This is a genomic window from Paenibacillus sp. FSL H7-0703 (genome assembly GCF_038003485.1).
Lineage (GTDB): Bacteria > Bacillota > Bacilli > Paenibacillales > Paenibacillaceae > Paenibacillus > Paenibacillus polymyxa_B.
Genome location: NZ_JBBOPF010000001.1, coordinates 2,040,750 through 2,064,017, shown reverse-complemented (window position 1 = coordinate 2,064,017; position 23,268 = coordinate 2,040,750). Strand labels below are relative to the sequence as shown.

The 23,268-nt window shown below is 46.5% G+C and carries 18 protein-coding genes; 16 read left to right on the top strand and 2 right to left on the bottom strand.

The window, feature by feature from the left end; all coding sequences use genetic code 11:
• The first annotated feature begins 94 nt into the window (after window positions 1-94).
• The 5 genes from MHB46_RS08895 to MHB46_RS08875 all read left to right on the top strand — a co-directional run bounded on the left by MHB46_RS08895 (window position 95) and on the right by MHB46_RS08875 (window position 7,266).
• Window positions 95-2,770, top strand: a complete 2,676-nt coding sequence (locus tag MHB46_RS08895; RefSeq protein ID WP_341162113.1) for a PAS domain S-box protein — start codon at window positions 95-97, stop codon at window positions 2,768-2,770.
• A gap of 161 nt (window positions 2,771-2,931) precedes the next feature.
• Window positions 2,932-3,321 carry a GntR family transcriptional regulator gene (locus MHB46_RS08890; protein WP_341162112.1) on the top strand — a complete coding sequence of 130 codons (390 nt, stop codon included), beginning with the start codon at window positions 2,932-2,934 and terminating at the stop codon, window positions 3,319-3,321.
• Window positions 3,314-4,216 carry an ABC transporter ATP-binding protein gene (locus MHB46_RS08885; protein WP_341162111.1) on the top strand — a complete coding sequence of 301 codons (903 nt, stop codon included), beginning with the start codon at window positions 3,314-3,316 and terminating at the stop codon, window positions 4,214-4,216. The genes MHB46_RS08890 and MHB46_RS08885 overlap by 8 nt, the downstream gene beginning before the upstream one ends.
• Entirely contained in the window at window positions 4,191-6,287 is a 2,097-nt protein-coding gene (locus tag MHB46_RS08880; protein ID WP_341162110.1) for a multidrug ABC transporter permease, read from the top strand. The genes MHB46_RS08885 and MHB46_RS08880 overlap by 26 nt, the downstream gene beginning before the upstream one ends.
• Window positions 6,288-6,501: 214 nt before the next feature.
• Window positions 6,502-7,266: a class I SAM-dependent methyltransferase gene (locus tag MHB46_RS08875; protein WP_341162109.1), complete on the top strand. Its 765-nt coding sequence runs from the start codon at window positions 6,502-6,504 to the stop codon at window positions 7,264-7,266.
• Window positions 7,267-7,324: 58 nt separating this feature from the next.
• On the opposite strand, the gene MHB46_RS08870 is transcribed toward MHB46_RS08875, so the two are convergent.
• Window positions 7,325-7,597: a hypothetical protein gene (locus MHB46_RS08870; RefSeq protein WP_165176592.1), complete on the bottom strand. Its 273-nt coding sequence runs from the start codon at window positions 7,595-7,597 to the stop codon at window positions 7,325-7,327.
• Between the two features lie 99 nt (window positions 7,598-7,696).
• Between MHB46_RS08870 and MHB46_RS08865 the strand changes: the two genes are divergently transcribed.
• The 4 genes from MHB46_RS08865 to MHB46_RS08850 all read left to right on the top strand — a co-directional run bounded on the left by MHB46_RS08865 (window position 7,697) and on the right by MHB46_RS08850 (window position 11,966).
• Window positions 7,697-9,148 carry a PstS family phosphate ABC transporter substrate-binding protein gene (locus tag MHB46_RS08865; RefSeq protein WP_341162108.1) on the top strand — a complete coding sequence of 484 codons (1,452 nt, stop codon included), beginning with the start codon at window positions 7,697-7,699 and terminating at the stop codon, window positions 9,146-9,148.
• Window positions 9,149-9,296: 148 nt separating this feature from the next.
• The gene (locus MHB46_RS08860; RefSeq protein ID WP_341162107.1) at window positions 9,297-10,538 is read left to right on the top strand and encodes a WD40/YVTN/BNR-like repeat-containing protein; all 1,242 of its coding nucleotides are present in this window, start codon (window positions 9,297-9,299) and stop codon (window positions 10,536-10,538) included.
• A gap of 13 nt (window positions 10,539-10,551) precedes the next feature.
• Window positions 10,552-11,415 carry an aldo/keto reductase gene (locus MHB46_RS08855; protein WP_341162106.1) on the top strand — a complete coding sequence of 288 codons (864 nt, stop codon included), beginning with the start codon at window positions 10,552-10,554 and terminating at the stop codon, window positions 11,413-11,415.
• A 14-nt stretch (window positions 11,416-11,429) separates the two neighbouring features.
• Window positions 11,430-11,966, top strand: coding sequence for a mismatch-specific DNA-glycosylase (locus MHB46_RS08850; RefSeq protein ID WP_220027161.1), 537 nt, complete (start codon window positions 11,430-11,432; stop codon window positions 11,964-11,966).
• A gap of 86 nt (window positions 11,967-12,052) precedes the next feature.
• Here MHB46_RS08850 and ald read toward each other — a convergent pair whose 3' ends face one another.
• Window positions 12,053-13,183: an alanine dehydrogenase gene (gene ald, locus MHB46_RS08845; protein WP_341162105.1), complete on the bottom strand. Its 1,131-nt coding sequence runs from the start codon at window positions 13,181-13,183 to the stop codon at window positions 12,053-12,055.
• A gap of 245 nt (window positions 13,184-13,428) precedes the next feature.
• Here ald and MHB46_RS08840 point away from each other — a divergent pair, with 245 nt between their 5' ends.
• The 7 genes from MHB46_RS08840 (at window position 13,429) to MHB46_RS08810 (ending at window position 23,067) form a co-directional block, all read left to right on the top strand.
• Window positions 13,429-15,093, top strand: coding sequence for a PucR family transcriptional regulator (locus tag MHB46_RS08840; RefSeq protein ID WP_341162104.1), 1,665 nt, complete (start codon window positions 13,429-13,431; stop codon window positions 15,091-15,093).
• Between the two features lie 101 nt (window positions 15,094-15,194).
• The gene (locus MHB46_RS08835) at window positions 15,195-16,718 is read left to right on the top strand and encodes a copper amine oxidase N-terminal domain-containing protein (RefSeq protein ID WP_341162103.1); all 1,524 of its coding nucleotides are present in this window, start codon (window positions 15,195-15,197) and stop codon (window positions 16,716-16,718) included.
• Window positions 16,719-16,907: 189 nt separating this feature from the next.
• A complete protein-coding gene (locus MHB46_RS08830; protein WP_341162102.1) occupies window positions 16,908-18,218 on the top strand; it encodes a galactokinase in 1,311 nt (436 codons plus the stop codon).
• Window positions 18,219-18,334: 116 nt separating this feature from the next.
• On the top strand, window positions 18,335-19,252 hold the full coding sequence (locus MHB46_RS08825) for a PD-(D/E)XK nuclease family protein (protein WP_160789085.1): 918 nt from the start codon (window positions 18,335-18,337) through the stop codon (window positions 19,250-19,252).
• 175 nt (window positions 19,253-19,427) lie between these two features.
• Window positions 19,428-20,693, top strand: coding sequence for a YVTN family beta-propeller repeat-containing protein (locus MHB46_RS08820; protein WP_341162101.1), 1,266 nt, complete (start codon window positions 19,428-19,430; stop codon window positions 20,691-20,693).
• Window positions 20,694-20,925: 232 nt separating this feature from the next.
• Window positions 20,926-21,585 carry an SGNH/GDSL hydrolase family protein gene (locus MHB46_RS08815; RefSeq protein ID WP_341162100.1) on the top strand — a complete coding sequence of 220 codons (660 nt, stop codon included), beginning with the start codon at window positions 20,926-20,928 and terminating at the stop codon, window positions 21,583-21,585.
• Window positions 21,586-21,726: 141 nt separating this feature from the next.
• Window positions 21,727-23,067, top strand: coding sequence for a hemolysin family protein (locus MHB46_RS08810; RefSeq protein WP_341162099.1), 1,341 nt, complete (start codon window positions 21,727-21,729; stop codon window positions 23,065-23,067).
• Window positions 23,068-23,268 lie beyond the last annotated feature (201 nt).

The following is a 23,268-nucleotide window of genomic DNA, read 5'->3' as shown; positions in this document are numbered from 1 at the left end:
TCTAGAGGTGGACTCACCGCTATAAAAATCCCACATCATGTTATAATGTGTACAATTGGATAAAACTGCCAGACTACAAAGGAGGAGATTGATTGTGTTTTCTGCTGCTCGACGACTACCTTTGCTGGAACATATGTATAATCATGCCCCGACAGGAATCGTGATTTTGTCGAGGGAAGGGAAGTGCCTGTACGTCAATCCCGCCTTTTGCAAAATGGTCGGATATGAGCAGGAGGAATTACTGGATATCCGATATTACCATCTCTTGTATAAAGAGGCTCAGGATCAGCGAGGGTTGAGGGAGGCTTATGCAGGTTGGCTACAGGCTACGGATCAAGTCTATAAGACAGAGCTGCGTTTGAAACATAAAAGGGGAACATCCGTCTGGCTAGCGCTGGAATTAACCATATTTGATGATGAGGCTACCGAACAATCTTATTTGATTGCGTATGCAATGAACATCACGGAGAAAAAGGACATGGAGCAGGTGCTTTCGGACAATGAGGATCTGTACATGCTGATTACGGAAAATACGCCGGATGTCATCTCTTACAGCACCGCAGACGGCATACTTCAATATATTTCTCCATCGGTGGAAAAACTCCTAGGCTATACAAAGCAGGAAATGCTCGGCAAAAAGCGGCTCCAATTCTACCATATTGAAGATGCCGATTATATGCGTGTACATGGACTTTTCAAGGAAACAGGCATCATGAAGCGGCGTGTTCGTCATAAGGACGGGCACTATTTGTGGCTGGAAGTATCGTACCGCATTATTCGGGATGAACAGGGCAAAATCAAGCGGGTTCTGTCCATTGGTCGGAATATCACTGAGCGCCAGAAGAGCGAGGAGAATTTGGCAAAAGCTCAGCGGTTGGCGATGTTCGGCTCCTGGGACTGGGATCTGGTCAACAATGTTATGCATTTTTCTAAGGAATTTCGCAGCATTTTTGGCTATCTCGTCAAGCCGGTTGAAACAAGTATTGACGCCTTCATGAAGGTGGTTCATCCCGAAGATACAGAACGGATGAAACAGATTATCAACAACGTTATTTTAAAGGGAATTCACGAAGAAACATTTTACCGGATTGTATTGCCCAATGGGGAACAGAAGGTACTGCGTTCGATTTGGGAAGCTGAGATGGACGAGCAGGCAGGGAAGCCTGTTCAAATAGTCGGGATGATACAGGATGTTACAGAGCACCGGGAAATGGAGCAGCGCCTGCGTGAAAGTGAAAACCGCTATAAGTCACTATTTCAACATAATCCACTCGGGATATGCGCCATGAATATGGAAGGTCATATCTTGAGCGTGAATCCGAGCTTGGAAGAGCTTACGGGTTATACGAAGGATGAGTTGCTTGGGGCTGACATACTTATCATGGCTTCCTCTGAGGAACAGGACAAAATCAAGCGTCATATGGAGCTGGCCAAGCAGGGTGAGACGCAAACCTATGAATCGGAATTTATACATAAGGAGGGGGAGCGTCTATTCATCAAGATGACGAATATCCCGATTTTCGTGCAAGAGGAAATTGTAGGCTGCTACGGGATTATAGAAAATGTGACCCCTCTTAAGAACTACATTGCTCAAATTGAAAAGCTCAGCAACGAGCATTCGCTTATTTTGAATGCCGTATCCGAAGGAATTGTGGGTTTAAGTAACGAAGGACATGTCCGCTTTATGAACCCGGCAGCTATCGAGATGTTCGGCGTAGGATCGGCTAATCCGCTGAACGGCGCATGCATAGATATCATTCGCCATGCAGACCAGATTGGCAGCCATTTTCCGGACGAACAGTCCTCTATTCTTCAAGCGATTCGAAGCGGAGCTTCTTATCAGGCAGAGGAAGCAGTATTTTGGAAAAAAGGCGGGTCCAGCTTTCTGGCCTCCTATCGAATCAGTCCTTTGATGGATAATGGCGAGCGAAAAGGGGCTGTGATGGTTTTTGTAGACAGGACGAATGAAAAGGAGATCATTCGGGCCAAGGAGTCTGCCGAACGCGCCGATCGGGCCAAGTCAGAGTTTCTCTCTGTGATGAGTCATGAGCTCCGTACACCGATGAACGGCATTATAGGCATGGCAGGGTTACTGGCAGATACTGAATTGGATGAGGAGCAGCGTAGCTATATAGACATTATTACCAGCAGCAGCGGTGCTTTAATGCAGATATTGAACGAGATACTGGATTTGAGCAAAATCGAAGCTGGCAAAATGTCTTTGTTGCACGAGCCCTTTGTGCTAGATGATGTGGTCGGCAGTGTGGCTGACCTATTCATGACGCAGGCTATGGAAAAAGGCATTGAGCTGGAATGGCATGTGGATCAGGAAATGCCGGGAATGCTGGTCGGTGATCATGTGCGTATTCGACAGGTGCTGGTGAATTTGGTGAGCAATGCGATCAAATTTACGGAGCGAGGGCGTGTAAATATCTTTGTGGAGAGAAAGGCTTACAGCCGTCGTAAAAATAGATGCCTGATTGAGTTCAGTGTAACGGATACTGGAATCGGTATTCCAGCAGACCGCCAGCATCTATTGTTTCAGCCTTTTTCCCAGCTTCATCCGGCACTGAACCGAAAATATGGAGGGACAGGACTGGGATTGTCCATCTGTAAAAACTTGGTTAAGCTGATGGGGGGTTCCATTGGTGTGGATAGCGATGAGGCCAGAGGAGCGACGTTCCGGTTCCAGCTGGATCTTAAGCTGCCGGAAGGTTCAACGCTTGCGAATATAAGCCGTGATGAACCTTATGAGTCAAGGGAAGGCTAAAAAGCGATAACCGTGATGCATGATGCATCACGGTTATTTTTGTAAGGAATACCCAAAGAAAAGATTGACAAACTGTTCTAACTGTACTATTAATGATAGTACAGTTAGAACAGTTCAGTATATACAAGTGAATCAGAGTAAGTCTTGAAAGGAGGAAGTCCATGTTCGAGCTGGATATCCGCAGCCGCAAGCCGATCTACGAACAGCTTATGGACAGGGTAAAGGAAATGATCGTGTACGGATCACTTCAGCCGGATGAGCAATTGCCTTCCGTACGGACATTGTCTGCTCAGCTAACGGTGAATCCGAATACGATTCAGAAGGCGTATCGAGAGTTGGAACGAGAAGGATACATTTATTCCGTTCAAGGCAAAGGCAGTTTTGTCACACCTGCCCAGCATCAGCCACAACAAATAAAACGGGATGAGATTCGGACGGCATTGTTAAAACAGATGATTGAAGCCGTCCATTTCGGTTTTACACAGCAGGAAGTGGACGACATATACGTGGAAGCTATAGAAACAAAGGAAAGGGGGATGTCCCTTGATTGAATTAAGGGAAGTCACAAAGACATTTACAGAAGAAAAGGCTGTCGATCAGCTCGCCCTTACGGTGAAGAAGGGCTCCATTTTTGGACTGCTGGGCTCGAACGGAGCAGGGAAAACAACACTGCTCAAAATCATTGCCGGGATTTACCGACCGGATACTGGCAAGGTGCTAATCGGTGGACAGCCGGTGTATGAGCAGCCTGAAGTCAAGCAGCACATTCTGTTTTTGCCGGATACCCCTTATTTTTTCCCGCAAGCGACAATTCGTCAGATGGCCCGGTTTTACCGCTCCATTTATCCAACTTGGAGTGAGGAACGCTACACACAGCTTACCGAGATTTTCAAGCTAGATCCTAAACGAAAGCTTCACCGTTTTTCCAAGGGGATGAAGCGTCAGGCCGCTTTTTTGCTTGCCTTAAGCTGTATGCCTGAGCTGCTGGTTTTGGATGAACCCATTGATGGTCTGGACCCCGTGATGCGTAGAATGATCAAAAATCTCTTGTTCCAAGAAACCGCTGCACGTGAGATGACCGTCGTAATTTCATCTCATAATTTGCGTGAGATTGAAGACATGTGTGATCATGTCGGCATTATGCACCAAGGACGGATGCTGTTGGAAAAAGAGGTCGACGACCTCAAATCTGATACGCATAAGGTGCAGGTTGCTTTTCGGGACAGCATGCATGAGGAAGCTGTCTGTGGCCAACTTTCGGTCGTACATAAGGAGCGGAGGGGCAGTGTTCTGCTGCTTATTATCCGTGGTGAGCGAGAGCGGATTGCAGAGACAATTGAAGCGTATGAGCCGCATGTATTCGATTTGTTGCCGCTGACGCTTGAGGAAATTTTCATTTATGAAATGGAGGACGCAGGTTATGACATCCAACCGATTCTTCTGTAGCGGCGGCGTAATTCGCCAATGCTTGAGACAGCATGGCTGGATCGGTCTATTGTACTTGGCGGGATTGCTGTTTACAGTACCGCTGCCATTGTTTATGAGCATTGGTGATGAACAACCGCGAGTGGTTTTAAAAAGCTTGTTCGATAGCACAAACTCGGGTAATGAATTGCAAAAATTAATTTTAATGACCGTACCGGTGCTGGCAGGCGTGATGCTGCTTCGTTTTGTTCAGCGACAGGGGCCATCCGATTTGTATCATAGCCTACCTTTGCGTAGAGAGCATCTATTAACGGCACATTTCATTAGCGGTCTTATTCTTTTACTTGTACCTGTGTGGCTGACGGCGGGAGTAACTGCTTGGGTTAACACGTCAGTCGAACTGCCTTATATTTTCCATATCCATGATATTGGATCGTGGGCTCTGGTCGTATCCGTCCTTACGATTTTCCTGTTTACCTTTACCGTGTTTGTAGGGACTTGTGTGGGACAATCGTTGCTACAGACCGTAGTAGTGTATGTTTTGCTGCTATTGCCTCAGTTTCTATTCATGATGATGGGGCGTTTTCTGGAACGTAATTTATACGGTTATGTGCGGGTGCGAGAAACCGTTGTCCAATATATTAACGGTTCGGAGTTTCGTAGCAATAATAATGTTTGGGAAAACTTATCGCCGTTTGTACGCATTATGGAGAACTTGCCGCAGCGCGCCTTTTCCTACATAGAGCTACTTGCCTATTTAGGTATCTCTCTGCTGTTTGTCGCCTTGAGTTATGGTTTGTATCGTATACGCTTGGTCGAAAAGGCGACTCAGGCCATAGCATTTCCTTTCTTACAGCCTTTGTTCAAGGCAGGGGTTATACTATGCGCCATGCTAGTACTAGGTGATTATTTTTATAATGCAGGTACAAGAGGAGTAAATTGGTCGATTTTTGGGTATACACTTGGAGCTATTTTAGGCTACATCGTTGTAGAGATGGTCATCCGCAAGACGTGGCAAATTGTGCGTGTTCGTGCTTTGGTGGAAATGGTTGTTTACGGTGTGATCATGGGGCTGGTACTATATATCCCGATTTCAGGTTGGTTGGGTTATGAGGGACGGATTCCAACAGCTCACTCCGTAGAAAAGGTTTATGTGGGGCAAGAGGAGCCTCTAGGGGGAGATGCACAAACAGAAGCTTATTACTCCCAAGACAGGGCTTATATCGCCTCTGTGCTAAATTTACATCGTGAACTTGTACGTGCACATGCAGCTGGCGAGAAAACGTTGTCCAAAAACCTGGCCGTCGAATCGGCAGTCATAGTCTACCGTTTGGATGATGGTTCCACCATGACTCGCCGCTATACATTCCCGGAGAAGCCCTTCCGGACAGAACTGACTAAAGTGATGGAAGCAGAGCCTTACAAAATGGTGAGGTACAAGTTGGATAAGCTGCAAGGAAAAGCAGAGACGATTAATATCCAATCCGTAGATGATAATGAAAGACGAGTGGTTTTAACCAATCCCAAAGAAGCACGTGAATTTGAAGATATACTCAGAGAAGAAGTATTAAATATGAGTTATAGCGAAATGCAATCACATCGATATCCCCTAGGGAGTGTTTCTATTACAAACAAAGAGTCATCCTTTACCAATAACGAACCGAGCTGGACTCGTGAATTTTCATTTGATTGGCCGGCTTCATATCACAAGCTTACAGGTTGGCTAGAGCAAAAGGGGTATGCGGATAAGGTGATCATTGATGCCAAGGATATTTTTTCGATACGGGCTGTTCCTATTATTACTGAAGAGCTTGAACCTTATCAACCCAATCAGTATATTGAAGACTATAAGCTATTTAGAAGTATTCAACAGAAACACAAAGCAACAACTATTACAGATCCGAAGCTTTGGAGTACTGTACTGGAAAAGCGCAGACCTTATAACCTTACTCCAAATATAGAGAAAGGCACTTATATGTTTCAAGTTAAGATTAAGCCTTTATACAGTTCAGATGCCCACACAGGCTATTACTTATTAACTCCGAAAGATATGACACCGGAGCTTGCAAAGGCTTTACCAGCAATTCCTTAAGCTCTTACGAAGGACAGTATCTGGTTTGGATAGCATATGGACGGAGGTAGATGAACATGGGATGGTTCGGACACGACATATAACAACCTTATCGACGGGTAAGAGCTCCTCCACATTAGGGCTGACATAATAAAGGCACAGAGAGATACAACGTAGAACATACAGAGAGAAGAGTTCAATTATGTCCAGTCCAATAGTGGAGGAGCAAAATAATATGAAATATACAGAAGATCGTGAATTTCTACAGTTGTTGGAGCATCATAGGCAGCCATTTTCCGGATGGGATTTTTCATTCATTTTGGATACAGGACGAGTGGCGAGCGAGCCTTTGGACTGGTCTTATGCCGGCAAGGCTTTGGCATTGATCCATTCCTCCAAAGCGATGCTGGATATGGGAACAGGTGGGGGAGAGCTATTGTCGCGGTTACGTCCTTTTCCAGAGATCGTTTGTGCGACAGAGGCATATGCACCGAACGTTCCTATCGCCAAGGCAAGATTGGAATCGCTGGGTGTGCGCGTGATGGCTATACATGATGACGATTCCCTTCCGTTTGGCGATGCCGGGTTCGATCTTGTGCTGAACAAGCATGAGTCATTTTCGCCAGCGGAAGTGCGCCGTATTATGCGTCCAGGAGGTACGTTTTTGACTCAACAGGTGGGAGGCCTGGATTGTGCAGGCCTTAACGCCCGCTTGGGAGCACCTGATTACGAGTATGCGGACTGGACCCTTTCTCAAGCACTTGCAGGTTTGAAAAGCAATGGCTTCGAAATTGTAGAGCAGCAGGAGCAGTTTCCAATACAGCGGTTTTACGATATTGGAGCACTTGTCTACTATTTAAAAGCCATTGAATGGCAGATTGCAGACTTTCAGCCAGAGAAATATATAGAACAGCTGTATGGTCTGTATTTGGATATCCAACGTGATGGGTACTGGGGCGTGAAGCAGCACCGTTTTTTGATCCATGCCAGAGCGATATAAAGAAGATTCGATACCAAAAAGGTCCTTCCCGTGGGGGAGGCCTTTTTTGCCATAAGCATTAGGGTAAGAACAATATCAGAAGCCACATGGCGGTTGGCAGTGAAATACCAACGGCTATCGCTATATAGGGCAAGGGAGTTCGGAAGTAGTTTTTACAGTCCGCCTCCTTGTCCTTTTTCTCGTGATAGAACGCTACCTGGGTTGCAAAGCTGTGAAGTAGCTTGAGTGCTTCATCGCTTGGAATGTGCTGTAAGGAATGCCATAGATCATCATGTGCTTTTCGGAGCAAGGTTACATCAGATGTATGATTCGGGTGATCGGTTAAAGACATTTTTATCCTCCTCTCGTATACTAATCTTTACCATAATTGTACAATGAAGAAGCAATGGCTTACAGTCTCATTTCATTCATTAGATATAGGGGGATGTACATGTCTGATCCAAAGGGAGTTATAACCAAGCCGGAAAAGGACGAGTCTGTTCGGATAGCATGGTTCTGGCCATGGCTGGGCGGTACGTTTATGTTTGGATTGTTTTCAGTCATGTTTAATGTAGTTTGGAGTATGGTTGTGGCACCCCAAGTGCAGCTTCTGCTGAGGCATGAAGGTGTGACAGATACAACTGTGTTTGTAATACTACTTCTATATGCATGGATTATCGGTCTCATTTTTGCAGCTTATGGTGCCTTGAGTGCGCGTATGTCTAGCATGGGCAAGCTTTCGCTGATGCTGACTGGGCTATTATCATTATTATGTGGGCTGTGGTTGTGGATTGTAGGAATACAAGGGTCTGGTGGTCAACCTGCTGAAGTGGGAGGAGCGTGGCAGCTCTTTTCACTCTATCACACCTGGGCGGAGCCTGTGTTGGAGGTATTGGGACCCTATACACAGCATGGTGAATTCTGGTTTCTACTGGCTGCACTGCTGCCGATAGCTGGCATGGTAATAGGAGTTGGGGTGAATCGTTATCCAGCGCTAACCGACAAGAATGGTAAGGTGGATCATAGATGGCAATGGATTGTTGCTGCGATATCTGCTGCGCTCGTCATTGTGCTGACGATTTCATTGATGCTTCCTCAACGTCCGTACATCGCGGAGAAGGATTTTCCGGTAGTTGACGGGGCGACGGCGGCCATTCCGTTTGCACAGGATATGCTGCATGAACTGACCGGAATGAGCAAGGCGCGAGCGGCACACGAATTGAGATTCAACACGACCCATCAGGCATATGTCAATTTGATCGAAAAGAAGGCGGATCTGATTCTGGTGGCTGGTCCTTCCGATGAGGAACTGCGTCTGGCAAAAAGCCGGGGAATTCAAATGAAGCTCACACCCATTGGGTGGGATGCGTTTATTTTTCTCGTGCATCAAGACAATCCGGTTGACGGACTTTCTTCGGAGCAGGTTCGTCGTATATATGAAGGGGCTATCCACAATTGGAATGAAGTAGGGGGCAGGGATCAGCCGATCATTGCTTACCAGCGAGAAGAAAATTCAGGCAGTCAGACATACATGCAAAAGAAAGTGATGGGAGGCCATGAGATGGCTGACCCGCCACGTGAACTACAAATTGGCATTATGGGTGGTATGATTAATGCAGTCGCAGATTTTAACAAGGATCACAACGCGCTCGGATATTCATTTTATTATTTTGCAAATGTGATGCATAATCGTCAAGAGGTCAAATTTTTGTCTATTGATGGAGTGGAGCCGAACAAAGAGCACATTCGCTCGAAACAATATCCATTCACAGCTCAACTGTTCGTGGTCACACGGGAAGGCGAGAAACCAAGCCCTTCGATGCAACGATTACTCGAATGGCTGCAAAGCGAAGCGGGAACCCGGGCCATCGAAAAGGGTGGCTTTGTTCCTGTAAACTCGTAATCCTGTAACACTGGTTTGCATTCAGTCCATTCCGTATATTCACCTTAAGAGTGAAACGAAGACAGCAGGGTAATACATAGAATATACATGGCTGTGAATACAATACCCGCACAGCATGTGTATCACCAACATAAGGGGATGAACGAAAATGAAGAAAAAAACATCGGTCTGGGTGCTTTTACTCGCCGTAGCCATAGTGACAGCGGGGTGTGAAACAGGCTCACAAACAAGTTCGCAAACAGGACAAACGGCTCAAAATGAGCAAAAGGGTGTCACCTCGGCACAAGCGAATGGTTCAGGAACCACTGTAGATACACCGAAAACAGGAGGACAAGCAACCACAGACACTACGATAGCGAAGGTCCGCATGGACAATATTACCGCGCTGCGTTTGATTGACGGCCAATCCGGCTGGATCGGCGGAAATGGCTGGATTGCCCGAACGGACGCGGTTGCATCCGGTTCAGTCGGATCGACGTGGAATGTGCAATATCAGGGTCAAGGTACGGTTCAGCAGATTTTTGCCTTGAACGGGCAGCAGGCTTGGGCTGTTATGGCAGATAGCGGATCGCTGCTGGCCACTCGCGATGGCGGCAAACGCTGGGAGGTTGTCGGGACTGTGCCTGAGCAAGGGCAAGCGGGCTTTTTACACTTTGTATCATCCAAGGAAGGGTTCAGTGGCAACCAATATACGAAGGATGGTGGGCAAAGCTGGTCTTCGCTCCCCGTGCCTGGTCACACGGTAGGACAGCCATATTACCATGATCAGCAAAACGGCTGGGCAGTTACGCAGGACACAGACCGTTCGTTTCAGATTTTACACACGGTTAACGGGGGCCAAAAGTGGACTACTGTCATGTCACGGACAACGGAGGCGCCTCTAAATGGAGCCATTATTCGTTCGGTAGAACGTGGCAACGCATGGATCGAGCTGGTTGGCGATACGGGGATGAATCAGACGTCGTATTCGCTTTGGCATACTGCCGATAGTGGACAAAGCTGGCGTGCTGTGCTGGCGAATGCCACTGCTGGCGGCGGTCCGGCACCAGGTATTAGCCAGCAAGACAACCAGGTTCCCAAAAATGAAGGGGCTGCACCAGGTATGCTCTATGCGGTTAATAGCAGTACCGCATGGATGGGTGGTTACTGCGCACCGTGTGACAAGCCCAATACCATCGGCTGGACGACTGACGGCGGCAAGACGTGGAACAATGGCAAGCAAGGCTTTGACGGTTATGGTGGTCAGCAAATCGGGATGGCAAATGCCAAGGAAGGCTGGGCTATTTTCTCGGATTTAGAGCAGGCCCCAGTCATGTATACCACCTCGGATGGTGGACAGCATTGGACGCAGAGCCATCTATTTGACAAGCCTGTGGCATCAGGCTCCTAAGGAGGAAATGCATATGAGCCAACATAAGAAAAGTGTGATTACCTGGACTGACGGTCGTGAAGTGCCGCTAATCGGGCAGGGCACGTGGCATATGGGTGAAAAAGCATCACTCCGCCAGAAAGAAGTGCGCGCGCTTCAACTTGGCTTAGAGCTGGGCATGACGCTGGTGGACACGGCTGAAATGTATGCGGAGGGCGGCGCAGAAGAGATCGTCGGAGAGGCCATTCGGGGTCGCCGGGATGATGTCTATCTTGTTAGCAAGGCGTATCCTCATCATGCGGACCGTCAAGGACTGGCTCAAGCGTGCGAGGCGAGCCTTACCCGAATGGGAACGGAGTACGTGGACATGTATTTGTTGCATTGGCGTGGGAATATTCCGCTGGAAGAGACGATACAAGGTATGGAAAAACTGCGTGAGCAGGGCAAAATCCGCAACTGGGGAGTGTCCAATCTGGACAAGTCCGACATGGAGGAGCTATGGAGCCTAAGTGGAGGCGAAGCCTGCGCTGTCAACCAAGTGCTGTATCACGCAGCTTCGCGGGGCATCGAATATGATCTGCTACCTTGGAGCCGTACGCATGGGGTGCCTGTGATGGCCTATTGCCCGATTGCCCAAGGTGGCCGCCTGCGACGGGGGCTGTTGGAGCATCCTGTTATGGTAGACATTGCTGCCAGCCACGGGGTAACTCCATCCCAAATTGCGCTCGCTTGGGTCATACGGGACGGTGATGTCTGGGCAATTCCGAAGGCGGTGCAGGAATCGCATGTACGAGAAAATGCAGCGGCAGCAAGTATTCGGCTCACTCCTGAACAACTTCAACAAATAGACGAAGTTTTTCCTCCGCCAAAGCGGAAGCAGCCGCTGGATATTGTTTGAGGAAGGAGGAGCCCATGACAGAGCGAGAGACAGAACTGCATGAGGTAGATGATCATCTGGATTATGGATTATCCGTTGTATTCATCGGCTTTAATCCCAGCTTGAAATCAGGCGAGGTAGGACATCATTATGCGAATCCGCGCAACCGATTTTGGCGCATACTGGAGGGAGCAGGCTTGACACCTCGCTTGTACGATCCATCGGAAGATCGGGAGCTGCTGAAGCTGGGCTTCGGCTTTACGAACATTGTTTCCCGTCCAACGAGGGGAGTAGAGGATATTGCACGCGAGGAATACGCCGAAGGACGTCTGAAGCTATACGAGAAGCTAAAGGAATACCGTCCGAAGGTTGCTTGCTTTGTCGGCAAAGGCGTGTACACCGAATACAGTAAAAAATCCAAAGTAAATTGGGGATTTCAGCCTGAACCGCTCATTCCCGAGATGCATGAATTTGTGGCACCTTCGTCTAGCGGACTGGTGCGCATGTCGCTAGACGAAATCACAGATATTTATCGCCATCTTCAAACGTTCCTTTCGTCAGAGATCGTCTGAAATGCAGTAAGTACGGTGGATACAGCTAGCACAAAAAGAACCACACGCTTCAGTCCCTGCTGGGAAGAGCGTGTGGTTCTTTGAGCTTATTGTAAGGCTTTTGCCTGCCATGCCTGTTCTACGGGAACATAAGGATATCCCAAATCACGTGCGACCGCTTCATAGGTAATATGTCCGTTCAGGACATTGGTGCCGCTAAGCAGTGGCTTGCTTCTGCGAAGCGCCTCCTGCACACCCAAATCTGCGAGCTGGAGAGCAAAGGGGAGCGTTGCGTTCGTCAGAGCGAGCGTCGAGGTTTGCGGTACCGCGCCCGGCATGTTTGCTACCGCATAGTGAATGACGCCATGCTTCACATAGGTAGGCTGATCGTGTGTGGTGATGTGGTCAATCGTCTCGACTATGCCGCCCTGGTCGATGGCCACATCCACAATCACAGAGCCGGGCTGCATCGTCTGTACCATGGCTTCCGTTACGAGCCGCGGAGCTTTGGCACCAGTGATCAGGACAGCACCGATCAGCAAATCACTTTGCGCCACGGCTTCAGCAATGTTGGACGGGGTGGACACCAGCGTATGGAGCTGATTGCCAAAAATATCGTCCAGTTGGCGCAGTCTTTGCAGGCTCAGGTCGATCAGTGTCACATCTGCCCCAAGACCGATGGCGACCTTGGCAGCATTGGTGCCGACCACCCCTCCGCCAATAATGGTCACTTTACCGCGTTTCACCCCCGGCACACCTGCCAGCAGAATGCCTTTGCCACCCTTTGGTTTTTCCAGCAGTTGTGCTCCAATTTGTACAGCCATTCGACCGGCAACCTCACTCATCGGAGTAAGCAGCGGGAGGCTACCTTCAACATCTAGCGTCTCATAGGAAATGGCGGTTACGCCGTTGTCTGTTAAAGCGCGGGCCAGTGCTGGCTCGGCAGCCAAATGTAGATAGGTGAATAAAATCAATCCTGGTCGAAAATATACGTATTCAGAGGAGAGCGGCTCTTTTACCTTGATAATCAGATCCGCCTGGGACCACACGTCCGCAGCTTGCTGCACAAGAGTCGCACCCGCAGTGGCATAATCTCCATCCGTAAAGCCGCTTTCAACACCTGCACGGCTTTCCACAAATACGTGATGTCCGTGTTGAATCATTTGAGCTGCACCTGCTGGCGTTAGAGCGACACGATTTTCATTGTTTTTAATCTCTTTCGGAACCCCAATTTTCATTTCATTCACCTCTCCTAAAAATAATTGTTAAGAAAATTACACTATCATTTTTGCGCAGCCCTGCCGATTAGTTACATGGACTCAAGCCGATAAATGCAATTCATGTTAGATTAGGTACAGTTTACAAGGGGTGAAGCTCCTTGACATCATACATTTTGTCGGATTATCTGACTTAAAGGCTCGACTTTTTGATGAATATATGTCATATAAAATGACATAAAGACATATACATAAGGAGAATGCCGATGAACGGTAAAAAAACATTTACCATTGCGGATGTGCTGGAACGTCCCGTTTTCCGGCGGGCGAAGCTGGCGGCGGGGGAACAGGGCGTACATCGCCTTGTGGGTTGGGTCCATGTGCTAGAAATCACAAATGTTTCTCCGTTTGTGAGCCGTCATGACTTGATTTTGACGACCGGCCTGTGGCTCACCCGAAAGGGGGAAGAGCGTGCCGAGTATATGGAGCAACTGATCCGCTCGGAAGCCGCAGGATTGTGTGTGGAGCTGGGCACGAGCATTCATGAAATCCCCTCTGAAATTCTGGAGTTGGCGGAACGACATCACTTCCCGGTCATCGTATTTGAGCAGCCAGTGCGTTTTGTTGAAATTACACAAGATATTCATTCCCTACTTATTAACCGACATCATGAACTTCTAAAAGATCTGGAGCGATTTTCACGTCAGCTTCAGCAGGAAACCCTGCGCAGCACTGATATGAACGCCCTCTTGCGTGTGCTTCATGACTATGCAGCCCGGCAGGTCATCTACATGTCTTCCATTGAAACCAATCGATTCGTACCTTCCGTCCAGCCGGATCTAGCGGACCGTATTGCAGATTTTTATGCCAATGAAGTGGAATCTAGTATGACCGCCGATCGGGAGGGGCATCTGCTGTTTCACCTGAATGAATCCACTGCCGTCTTGTTCCAGCCCGTTGTATGCTTCGGTCAGGTGTTTTCCGCAGTAGGTTTGGTACTGCATAGTGAAATGCCGACGGAAGAAATGTCGCTGCTACTCGATTACACTGCCAAGGCAGCCGCTACATTGGTGCTGAGAACACAGTTTCTTGAAGACCGATTGCTGCGTAATCAAAATGAATTGATTCAGGATGTGCTGAGCGGACAGCTTCCCAGTGAAGAACAGGCTCAGACCCGGATGGGCCTGCGATTGTTATCGAAGGGGCAGTATTTATTTTGGGCAGGGGTCATTGAGGTAGAACATCAGGACAAGGATGCCAGTCAGGTACGCAAGGAATCCATCAATCAGGATGTGCTAGTGCTGCTTCGTTCATTGTTGAAAAAAGAAACGTTGCACAACCTGCTGATGATGAAGGGAAGTCAATGCTACATCCTTTGTGCCAAGGAGGAATTAACACTGCGTTCCGCAGCGCAAATGAAAAAAGTGCTTGCCCATACTGTTCAATATATTCAGAATTATGCCGCAGGACAGCTTGATAAGGTGCGCATTCATGCAGGCTTTGGTAAGGTAAGGCATCGCATGACGGGGACGGATCGCAGTTTTGAAGAGGCATATGAGGTCATTGAAGTGGCACGAAGCGTCCCAGTCATGAAGGATCGGTTATTTTACGACAGCATCGGAATCTATCAGTTGTTGAAGGCGGTGCCCCGCATTCCATTTCTACAAGAGTTCGTAGAGGACCATTTAGGCGAGCTGATTGCGCATGATCGTGAGCACCATATGCAGCTTTTGGATACACTGGATGCCTATTTTCAATCCCATGGCTCCAAGCGTGATACCGCCGGAATTTTGTACATTCACAGACAGACCCTTTATAATCGGCTGGATAAAATTAATGAAATCATAGAGGGAAATCTGTCAGACCCTGACAAACGTCGTTGCCTGGAAATGGCACTACTGGCTTACCGGATGCTTCAGGCTGAAAATTGATTCTAAATAACTAGTTCTATTTTCCATTCTACTCATTTACAATGCGTGTTAACACTGAGATAATAGAAGAGATTACGGAAATATCTTGAAAGGGGATTAATATGAATATAAAAAAATGGATCGCCGTCCCTCTTATTCTGTTAATGGTAGCTTTGACAGGTTGCCAGGCAGTAGGTGGATTTGATGTAAGTAAAAATTTATTGGGAACACTTGATGTGAAATCCCAGCAGACAACGGAGAAAATCTCTCTTAAATTGACTCCAAAAGAAGGAATCACGCAAGGAGATAAGGAAATCGTAGATTTGATTAATTCGATTTCCGTCACTGTGGATGAAGCCAAAGTACAATCGGAGGAACTTGCTTCTGCCAAAGGTACATTGCACATCGATAAGTATAATTTGCCGTTTGAACTTGCTTTAGACCGCCAAGGTTTGGCTATTCAACTGGAAGGTGCCAAAAAACCTTATTACATATCTATGAACTCGCAAGAGAGTTTGAGCGGTCTGCCTGCTGGATTTGATCCATATGTATATTCCAAAGACGTGAGAGAACTGACGAAAACAGCCGCTGCACTTATGCTCAAGCATGCGCCTAACCCTTCTACCATTTCTGCAACGTCTGTAACCGAGGAAGTATACGGTGAAAAGGACAAAGTGAAACTGACCCATCTGCATGCTGAACTTCGTGGTGATGAGCTGGTAACATTGGTAAAACCGTTCCTGGCGAATCTGGCGAAGGACGAAGCAGGCTTGAAAGAGCTGATCGGGCAAGCCATTGATATGACTAAAACGATTGCTTCCGGCATGAATATTGAAGGTAGTGATAAAGTAACAACGGAACTGAGTGCTAACAAAGAAAAAATGGTCAATGAGGCTTATACCGAAGTTAAAAAGTATTTGGATCTGGCCGTTGATCAGTATGATGTAGGCGTTAGCACCATGTATGCACAGTCCCCTGAAATCAAAACGGTTCTGAGTGCTAACACGGTTCTGAAAAGCGACATGTATTTTGATGAAAAAGGAAATGTTCGCAAAGCGGCGACAGACCTGACGGTTGCTTTGCCAGATGTGGACGGTCTTCCGGTGAAGTCCTTCACAATTCTGACCGAAACTCAATCCTGGAACGTCAATGGTAGTGTGACGGCTGATAAAGTGGATATTTCTAACGGTGTTATTGACTTGAATAAACAAGCTGAATTAACTCCGGGAGCAACGCTGCGCAATTTTGAAGCGAATTCTCCGATCTACAACATTTTAAAAAATGATTTGGAAATTACAAAAGTAGAAACAACTTTCGATCCTAAAGACGATTACTACGTCTTGGAGAATCGTGGTGGTACTGCCTTTATTCCATTGCGTGAACTGACGAGCGAACTGAACTCCGAGTTAAAATGGGATGCAGCTGCCAAACAGACTACTGTAATTGATGATATTACAGGTAAGACGATTAAGCTGAAAAGTGGCTCTAAACAGGCTGTATTGGAAGGAAGCACATTGACGCTGCCACAAGCTCCATATACGGATGAATATGGTACATTGTATGTTCCTTTCAAATCAGTTGCCGAGGCGCTTGGCGCCACAGTAACTCGTAATAATGATGGGGAATATGTACTGAAACGCGACTAAAAAGAAATTCAAGGAACCGGCCCAATTAGGGGCTGGTTCTTTTTTTGTTATATTGGTAAAATGCTCAGTAAAACGATTAAAATAAGCGCTTACAAATTTTGAAAGTGCCATACTTTTATACAGGGAAAATTGAGATAATGATAGTATCATTCCAGCATAGGAAAACACATACAATTAGGGGGATATACGATGAAGGATATGGAACTATTGAATTCCAGAGAGGGACAAATGGTGCTTGCCCGAATGTACGGTCAACAGCAAATCTCTGAGCAAACGACTCGATATGAATCACTTATACAGGCGTATCGGGAGCATTTTGGTGTAGGGGATATTGAACTGTTTAGTGCTCCGGGACGCTGCGAAATTGGTGGAAATCATACAGACCACAACCACGGGAAGGTGCTGGCAGGCAGTATTACACTCGATACCATCGCTGCAGCTTCTAAAGTGGAGGAGTCTATAATTACATTCTTTTCTGAAGGCTACAAGACGAAGTACGTCATCGATTTAACCGACTTGTCGCCAAAGCCGGAGGATGACAGTACGATGCTGCTGATCCGTGGCATTGCCGCTGGTCTACTTGAATTCGGATACCGTATCGGGGGATTCCAAGCTTATATATCAAGCAATGTGTTCTCTGCTTCAGGTTTAAGCTCTTCCGCTTCTTTTGAAATGTTGATATGTACGATATTAAATCATTTTTATAACGAGGGAGCGTTAGATGCTGTTGCCAAATCCAAAATTGGTCAGTATGCGGAAAATGGCTATTGGAACAAGCCGTCGGGGCTGCTCGATCAGATGGCTTGTGCATATGGCGGCTTGATTTCCATTGACTTCGAAAATCCCAAGGAACCGATCATAAATCCTGTTCATTGGAATTTTGAACAAAACGGATATTCCCTCGTTATTGTAAATACAGGTGGAAATCATGCTGATTTAACGGACGATTATGCGGCGGTGCCCAACGAAATGTTTGCAGTGGCTCAGTCTTTAGACGCTTCGGTTTGCCGTGACTTATTGCCGGAGGATCTATATGCCAACCTTAAAATGGTCAGGGAAAAAGCAGGAGACCGTGCAGTACTGCGGGCATTGCATTTTTTTGAAGAAAATAGACGCGTGGATGAACAGGTGAAATCACTGGAGGAGGGGCGCTTTACTGATTTCCTGAGGCTCGTTACCGAATCTGGTAATTCCTCATGGAAATGGCTCCAAAACGTATATAGAAGTGGGATTGCGCGGGAACAAGACGTATCGGTTGCACTGGCTTTAACAGAAATGTATTTAAAGTCAATAGATAACAGCGCATGCAGAGTACATGGTGGTGGCTTTGCTGGTGTCATCTTGACGATTCTTCCAAATGATCATGTGGATGATTATAAGGAGTGGATCAGCGGCATGCTAGAAACTCCGGTACTTGTTGTCAACGTCCGTGAGGACGGTGCTGTTAATGTTAGTGATTTGATACATGTTGAACGGACTCATTGCGAGTCTACAAACTAGTCAGTCAGTAGAAGACTTTAACCCATGGGTTAAAGTCTTCATCCTTTTTATGGCCGATACAGCTTAGGTTTGCGTTATAATAAAGAGATGATAGTTTTAATGAAGGAGGGCCTGTCATGGCTATATACCCGTCCTGGTCCTATTCGCAATCGAGGGCTCAAACGTTCGATGAATGCTTACGCAAATACTATTATCATTATTACGGCTCGCATAATGGCTGGAATTCGGCACAGGGCACTGAAGAGCAAGTTACGTTGTATCGGCTCAAGCAACTGAGCAACTTATATATTTTATTCGGGAATATCACGCATCAAATGTGTGAATCAGTCATACGTGGATGGATGGAAAAAGGGGCTATCCCGCGTACAGCATACCTCGAGACAGCTATGAAGAACATGTTGAATGACAGCTACAAGGAATCGCTACACCGTGAGCTGTGGCTACAAGATCCGAAAAATCGCGTCATGCTGGCGGAGGTTTATTACGACGACGAGGTGCTTTCGGAACGGATCGCCCTTATTAAGGAGCGACAGCACGCGGTGATACACAATTTATACCGTACTGCGGTTTGGCATGAACTGCAACAGGGAAAGGCCCGAATTGTAGAAGTGGAGAAGTGGGATACGATGCTCCTTCACGAGACGAAAGTGTATGTCAAAATGGATTTGCTCTACCGTAGAGACAATGGAGACATGGTCATCGTGGATTGGAAAACAGGCAAGGAAGGCGATTTTTCCGACCAACTTTTTTTGTATGCTTCCTATGTGCAGGAGCACTATCAGCTTCCTTTAGAAAAGATTGAGGTACGTGTGGAGTATTTGATGACAGGAGAGCATGAGGTATATCGTCCCGAGCAAGAGGATATCGACAAGGTAGTTGGCAATGTAGGGCGATACATCGAGGAAATGAAGTCCTGTCTCGATGACGATTACTATAACCGCCCCAAGCCCGAGTCTTTCTTCACTCCGATGCCTTCACGCAGAGCGTGCGGAGGCTGTAATTTTCGTGAGGTGTGTAAGTACCGAGCGGTGTGAGGGGGATAGAGTAAAAGAAAGACACTCCTTTTAATTAAAATGGGTGTCTTTCTTTTACTCTATTGAGTTAATGTCCAATTTATATTAAAAATCCTGCATATATTACAAATAGAATTAGTAGTCTTTTAAGACTGGAATTTAACTGTAATATCTGAATATAGGAGGTTTCATTTAAATGGCCATTCTCTCAACTGGACCTATTAATAATAGTGCTGTCAGTGGTATAAGACCCACTCAAGAGGTGACGATCAAAATCGAAAACCAGGATTCTGTCAATTTTTCGACTCTAATGATAGAAGGCTATATATTAAACGGATCGAGAACGTCATATGTACTTGAGTCTTTCTCAGTCGCTCCGAATCAAGTCATTACTAAAAATTATTTTGCAAATTTTGATGCATATTCATTCGTTTTTACAACGGGAGGTGTTGCCGCAAGTCAGACTGAAATTTCCGTTTGGGGAAAAAATGCAGCTGGAGAGTTGGTTACGGCTCATCGGCTTGTATCGTCTGAGCTGTTAGGGGCTGGGGCAGAGTCCGGCCCCCTATCAATCAATCGCATTTTTGTAGCCAATTTTGATAGTAATGATGTTTCTGTGATTGATGGATCGACCAATGAGGTGATCGTGTCCATTCCTGTTGGCATTAATCCCGCGGGAGTAGGAGTTAATCCATTAACCAACCGAATCTATGTAGGAAATTTGAACAGTGATGACGTTTCCGTAATTGACGGATTAACTGATACGGTGATTGCTACCGTTCCTACTGGAGATGGAGCAAGCTCAATTGGGGTCAATACTGCAACCAATGCTATATATGTAGCAAATTTTAATGATAGCACAGTTTCCGTAATTAACGGTTTGACCAATACAGTGATTGCTACCATTATTCCTGTCGGAGGTCTGTCTCTTCCAACGGGGATAGGTGTCAATTCATTAACCAATCGCATCTATGTAACAAATTTTAATTTTGATGTCGTTACGGTCATCGATGGAGCAACAAATACTGTGATTACCCAGATTCCAGTTGGGGTGAATCCATTTAGAATAGGTGTCAATTTACAAACTAATCGTATTTATGTGTCAAATTTCACGGGTAACAGCGTTTCTGTAATTGATGGAGTAACGAATACGGTGATTGCTACCGTACCAGTTGGGACGACTCCAGGTGAAGTGGGAATTAATCTCTCTACAAATGCTATATATGTAGCAAATCGCGATACGGATAATGTTTCCATAATTAGTGGGTTGACGAATACAGTGCTTGCTACGATCCCGGTCGGGAATAATCCGAATGGAGTAGGTGTCAATCCAATAACTAATCGTATCTATGTAACAAATCAGGATGATAACAACGTTTCCGTAATTGATGGAGTCACCCAAACTACGATTACTACCATTCCGGTGGGAGCTCGTCCATTCGCAGTAGGAGTAAATCCTTGAATTGGAAAGGGGTCTTGGGAAGAACTCAACCTAGGAGCCGAAGAAGGAGTATTAGTGATAGCCCGTGTGACGACGGGCTTTTTACTTGCGACTACAGATAGCAAGGTGAACAGAAATGTATATCATAATGCAAATCTGTAATTCTTCTATATTTTGAAACCGCTTTATAATTTAGAAGATGCGAGGTATGATAAGGGTATTATTGGAAAATGCGAAGGAGGAAGTTAGGAAGATGACGAGTACAGAACATGCACGTATTCTTTTTCAGGGAGATTCTATAACAGACGGAGGAAGGGGACGAAATGAGGATGCGAACCATTGGCTGGGTCAGAGCTATGTGTATCTGATCGCAGGTGCGTTGGGGAGCCGTTTGACTACCACGCAGCCAGAATTTGTGAACCGGGGAATTTCGGGGGATCGAGTTTCGGATTTGTATGCACGCTGGAATGAGGACATGTTTAGCCTGAAGCCGGACCTGCTCAGTATTCTAATCGGAGTGAACGATGCCTGGCGGATCGTCGAGCAGGAGCCGTCCGGGGTGACGGACCGATTTGAACGAGCCTATCGCCACCTTCTAGAAGAAACGCGTGAGGTGATGCCCAATATCGGACTCGTGCTGTGCGAGCCGTTTATTTTGAAAACGGGAGCTACCGAGGCGCGATGGGACATTTGGCAAGAAAAAATAACGGGATACCAGCGTATTGTACGTCGGCTTGCGGACGAATTTGGGGCTGTATTTGTGCCGCTCCAGAGCATGTTGAACGAAGCCGTTACCAAGGCGGACGCTTCCTATTGGCTGCATGACGGGGTTCATCCGACAGCGGTTGGGCATCAGTTGATAGCTGATCAATGGATAGATATCGTGCAAAAGAGTCCGCTGGCGATTCGCTAACAGGATCATACATAGTCTACTCCTTGTCATTTTTGGGTAATACACGATTATGGACATCATTACTTATGTTATGGTTCCATCCAAAAATGAATGTCAAAGGGGGTGCTTCTTGCTTCGTTGTGAACGGAGCAAGAGAGGGCTATGGAAACGATAAATATCATTCTGGTTATATTACTTATCGCATTAACTGCTTTTTTTGTGGCCTCGGAGTATTCCATTATTCGTGTGCGGGTATCTCGCATCAATCAATTGGCCTCTGAAGGCAACAAAAATGCGAAAGCCGTTAAAAACATTTTGTCTCGGCTGGACGAGTATTTATCTGCTTGTCAGCTCGGAACCACACTAACCTCAATGGCGCTAGGCTGGCTAGGGGAATCTACTGTTGAACATCTGCTACATCCCCTGTTTTTGTTGGCTCATATTCCAGCAGGCTTGACGGGAGTGCTCTCCTTTTTGCTGGCTTTTCTAATCTTGACCTATTTCGAGGTGGTCATTGGGGAGCTGGTACCGAAAACATTCGCCATACAGATTGCTGAACCCATGGCATTGTTTTTTGCCCGTCCGATCACGATATTTTATAAAATGACCTATCCCCTGAATTGGGTGCTCAGTCGTTCATCGCGTGTCATTACGGGTCTCTTCGGGCTCAAAAAGGTATCTGAAGAAGATGCAGCACTCAGTGAAGCTGAGCTTCGTTTGGCGTTATCTGAAGGGTTTCGTAGTGGTGAAATTACACCGACAGAATATCGATATCTGAACAATGTATTTGATTTTGACGACCGTGCAGCGCAGGAAATTATGGTACCGCGCATCCACATCCGTTCTATCTCCCATCAGGCAACAGTGGCCGAGTTAATGGAGCTGATCGAGGATAAAGTTTATAATTTTCTACCTGTAGCTGAACATGGAGACCGGGATCGTATTATCGGAATGATTCGCGTCAAGGAAGCCCTGCATGATTTGGCACGTGGGCACAGCACAGGGAATACGACGATGGCTTCTTATATTCACCCGGTGCTTCAGGTTATCGAGACGGTTCAAGCTCGGGATCTGCTGATTCAGATGCAAAAACGACGCATTCCAGTAGCGGTGCTGGTGGACGAATATGGTGGAACATCTGGACTTGTCACACTGGAGGATATTATGGAAGAAATTGTTGGAGATATTCCTTCCTATACCGACACCGAAACCCCCGCAGCGTTAACTCCACTCATTACAAAAACAGATGATCATCGTTACATACTCAAATCACAGGCGCTCATTCATGAGGTCAATCGGCGCTTGGAGACGGATATTGAGGCCGGGGACGTATATACGATTGGCGGATGGATGCTTTCAGAGCGTTTTGATATCCAGCAAGGAGAAAAGCTGACCATTGGTGTATGGGAGTTTACCGTACTGGAAAAAAATAGTCACCAAATAGACACAATTGAAGCGATTAAGAAAGCAGTCGTTGAACAGAAAAATGACAATGATTTTTAATAATGGAAATTGACTTTGTCGGTAACAGCTCGCTTAAGATGTGACGAATGGCCTGTAAAGCTTGTGACAGCGCGATTCGTCCATTTTAAGATGCAAGCTGCTACCTGGTAACATATTGTTTTTTTGTAATTAGGATAGGGGACTTAAGGCTCTGTATCTTTATGCTCATAAATATATCTGTCTGTGAAAAATTCTACTAGA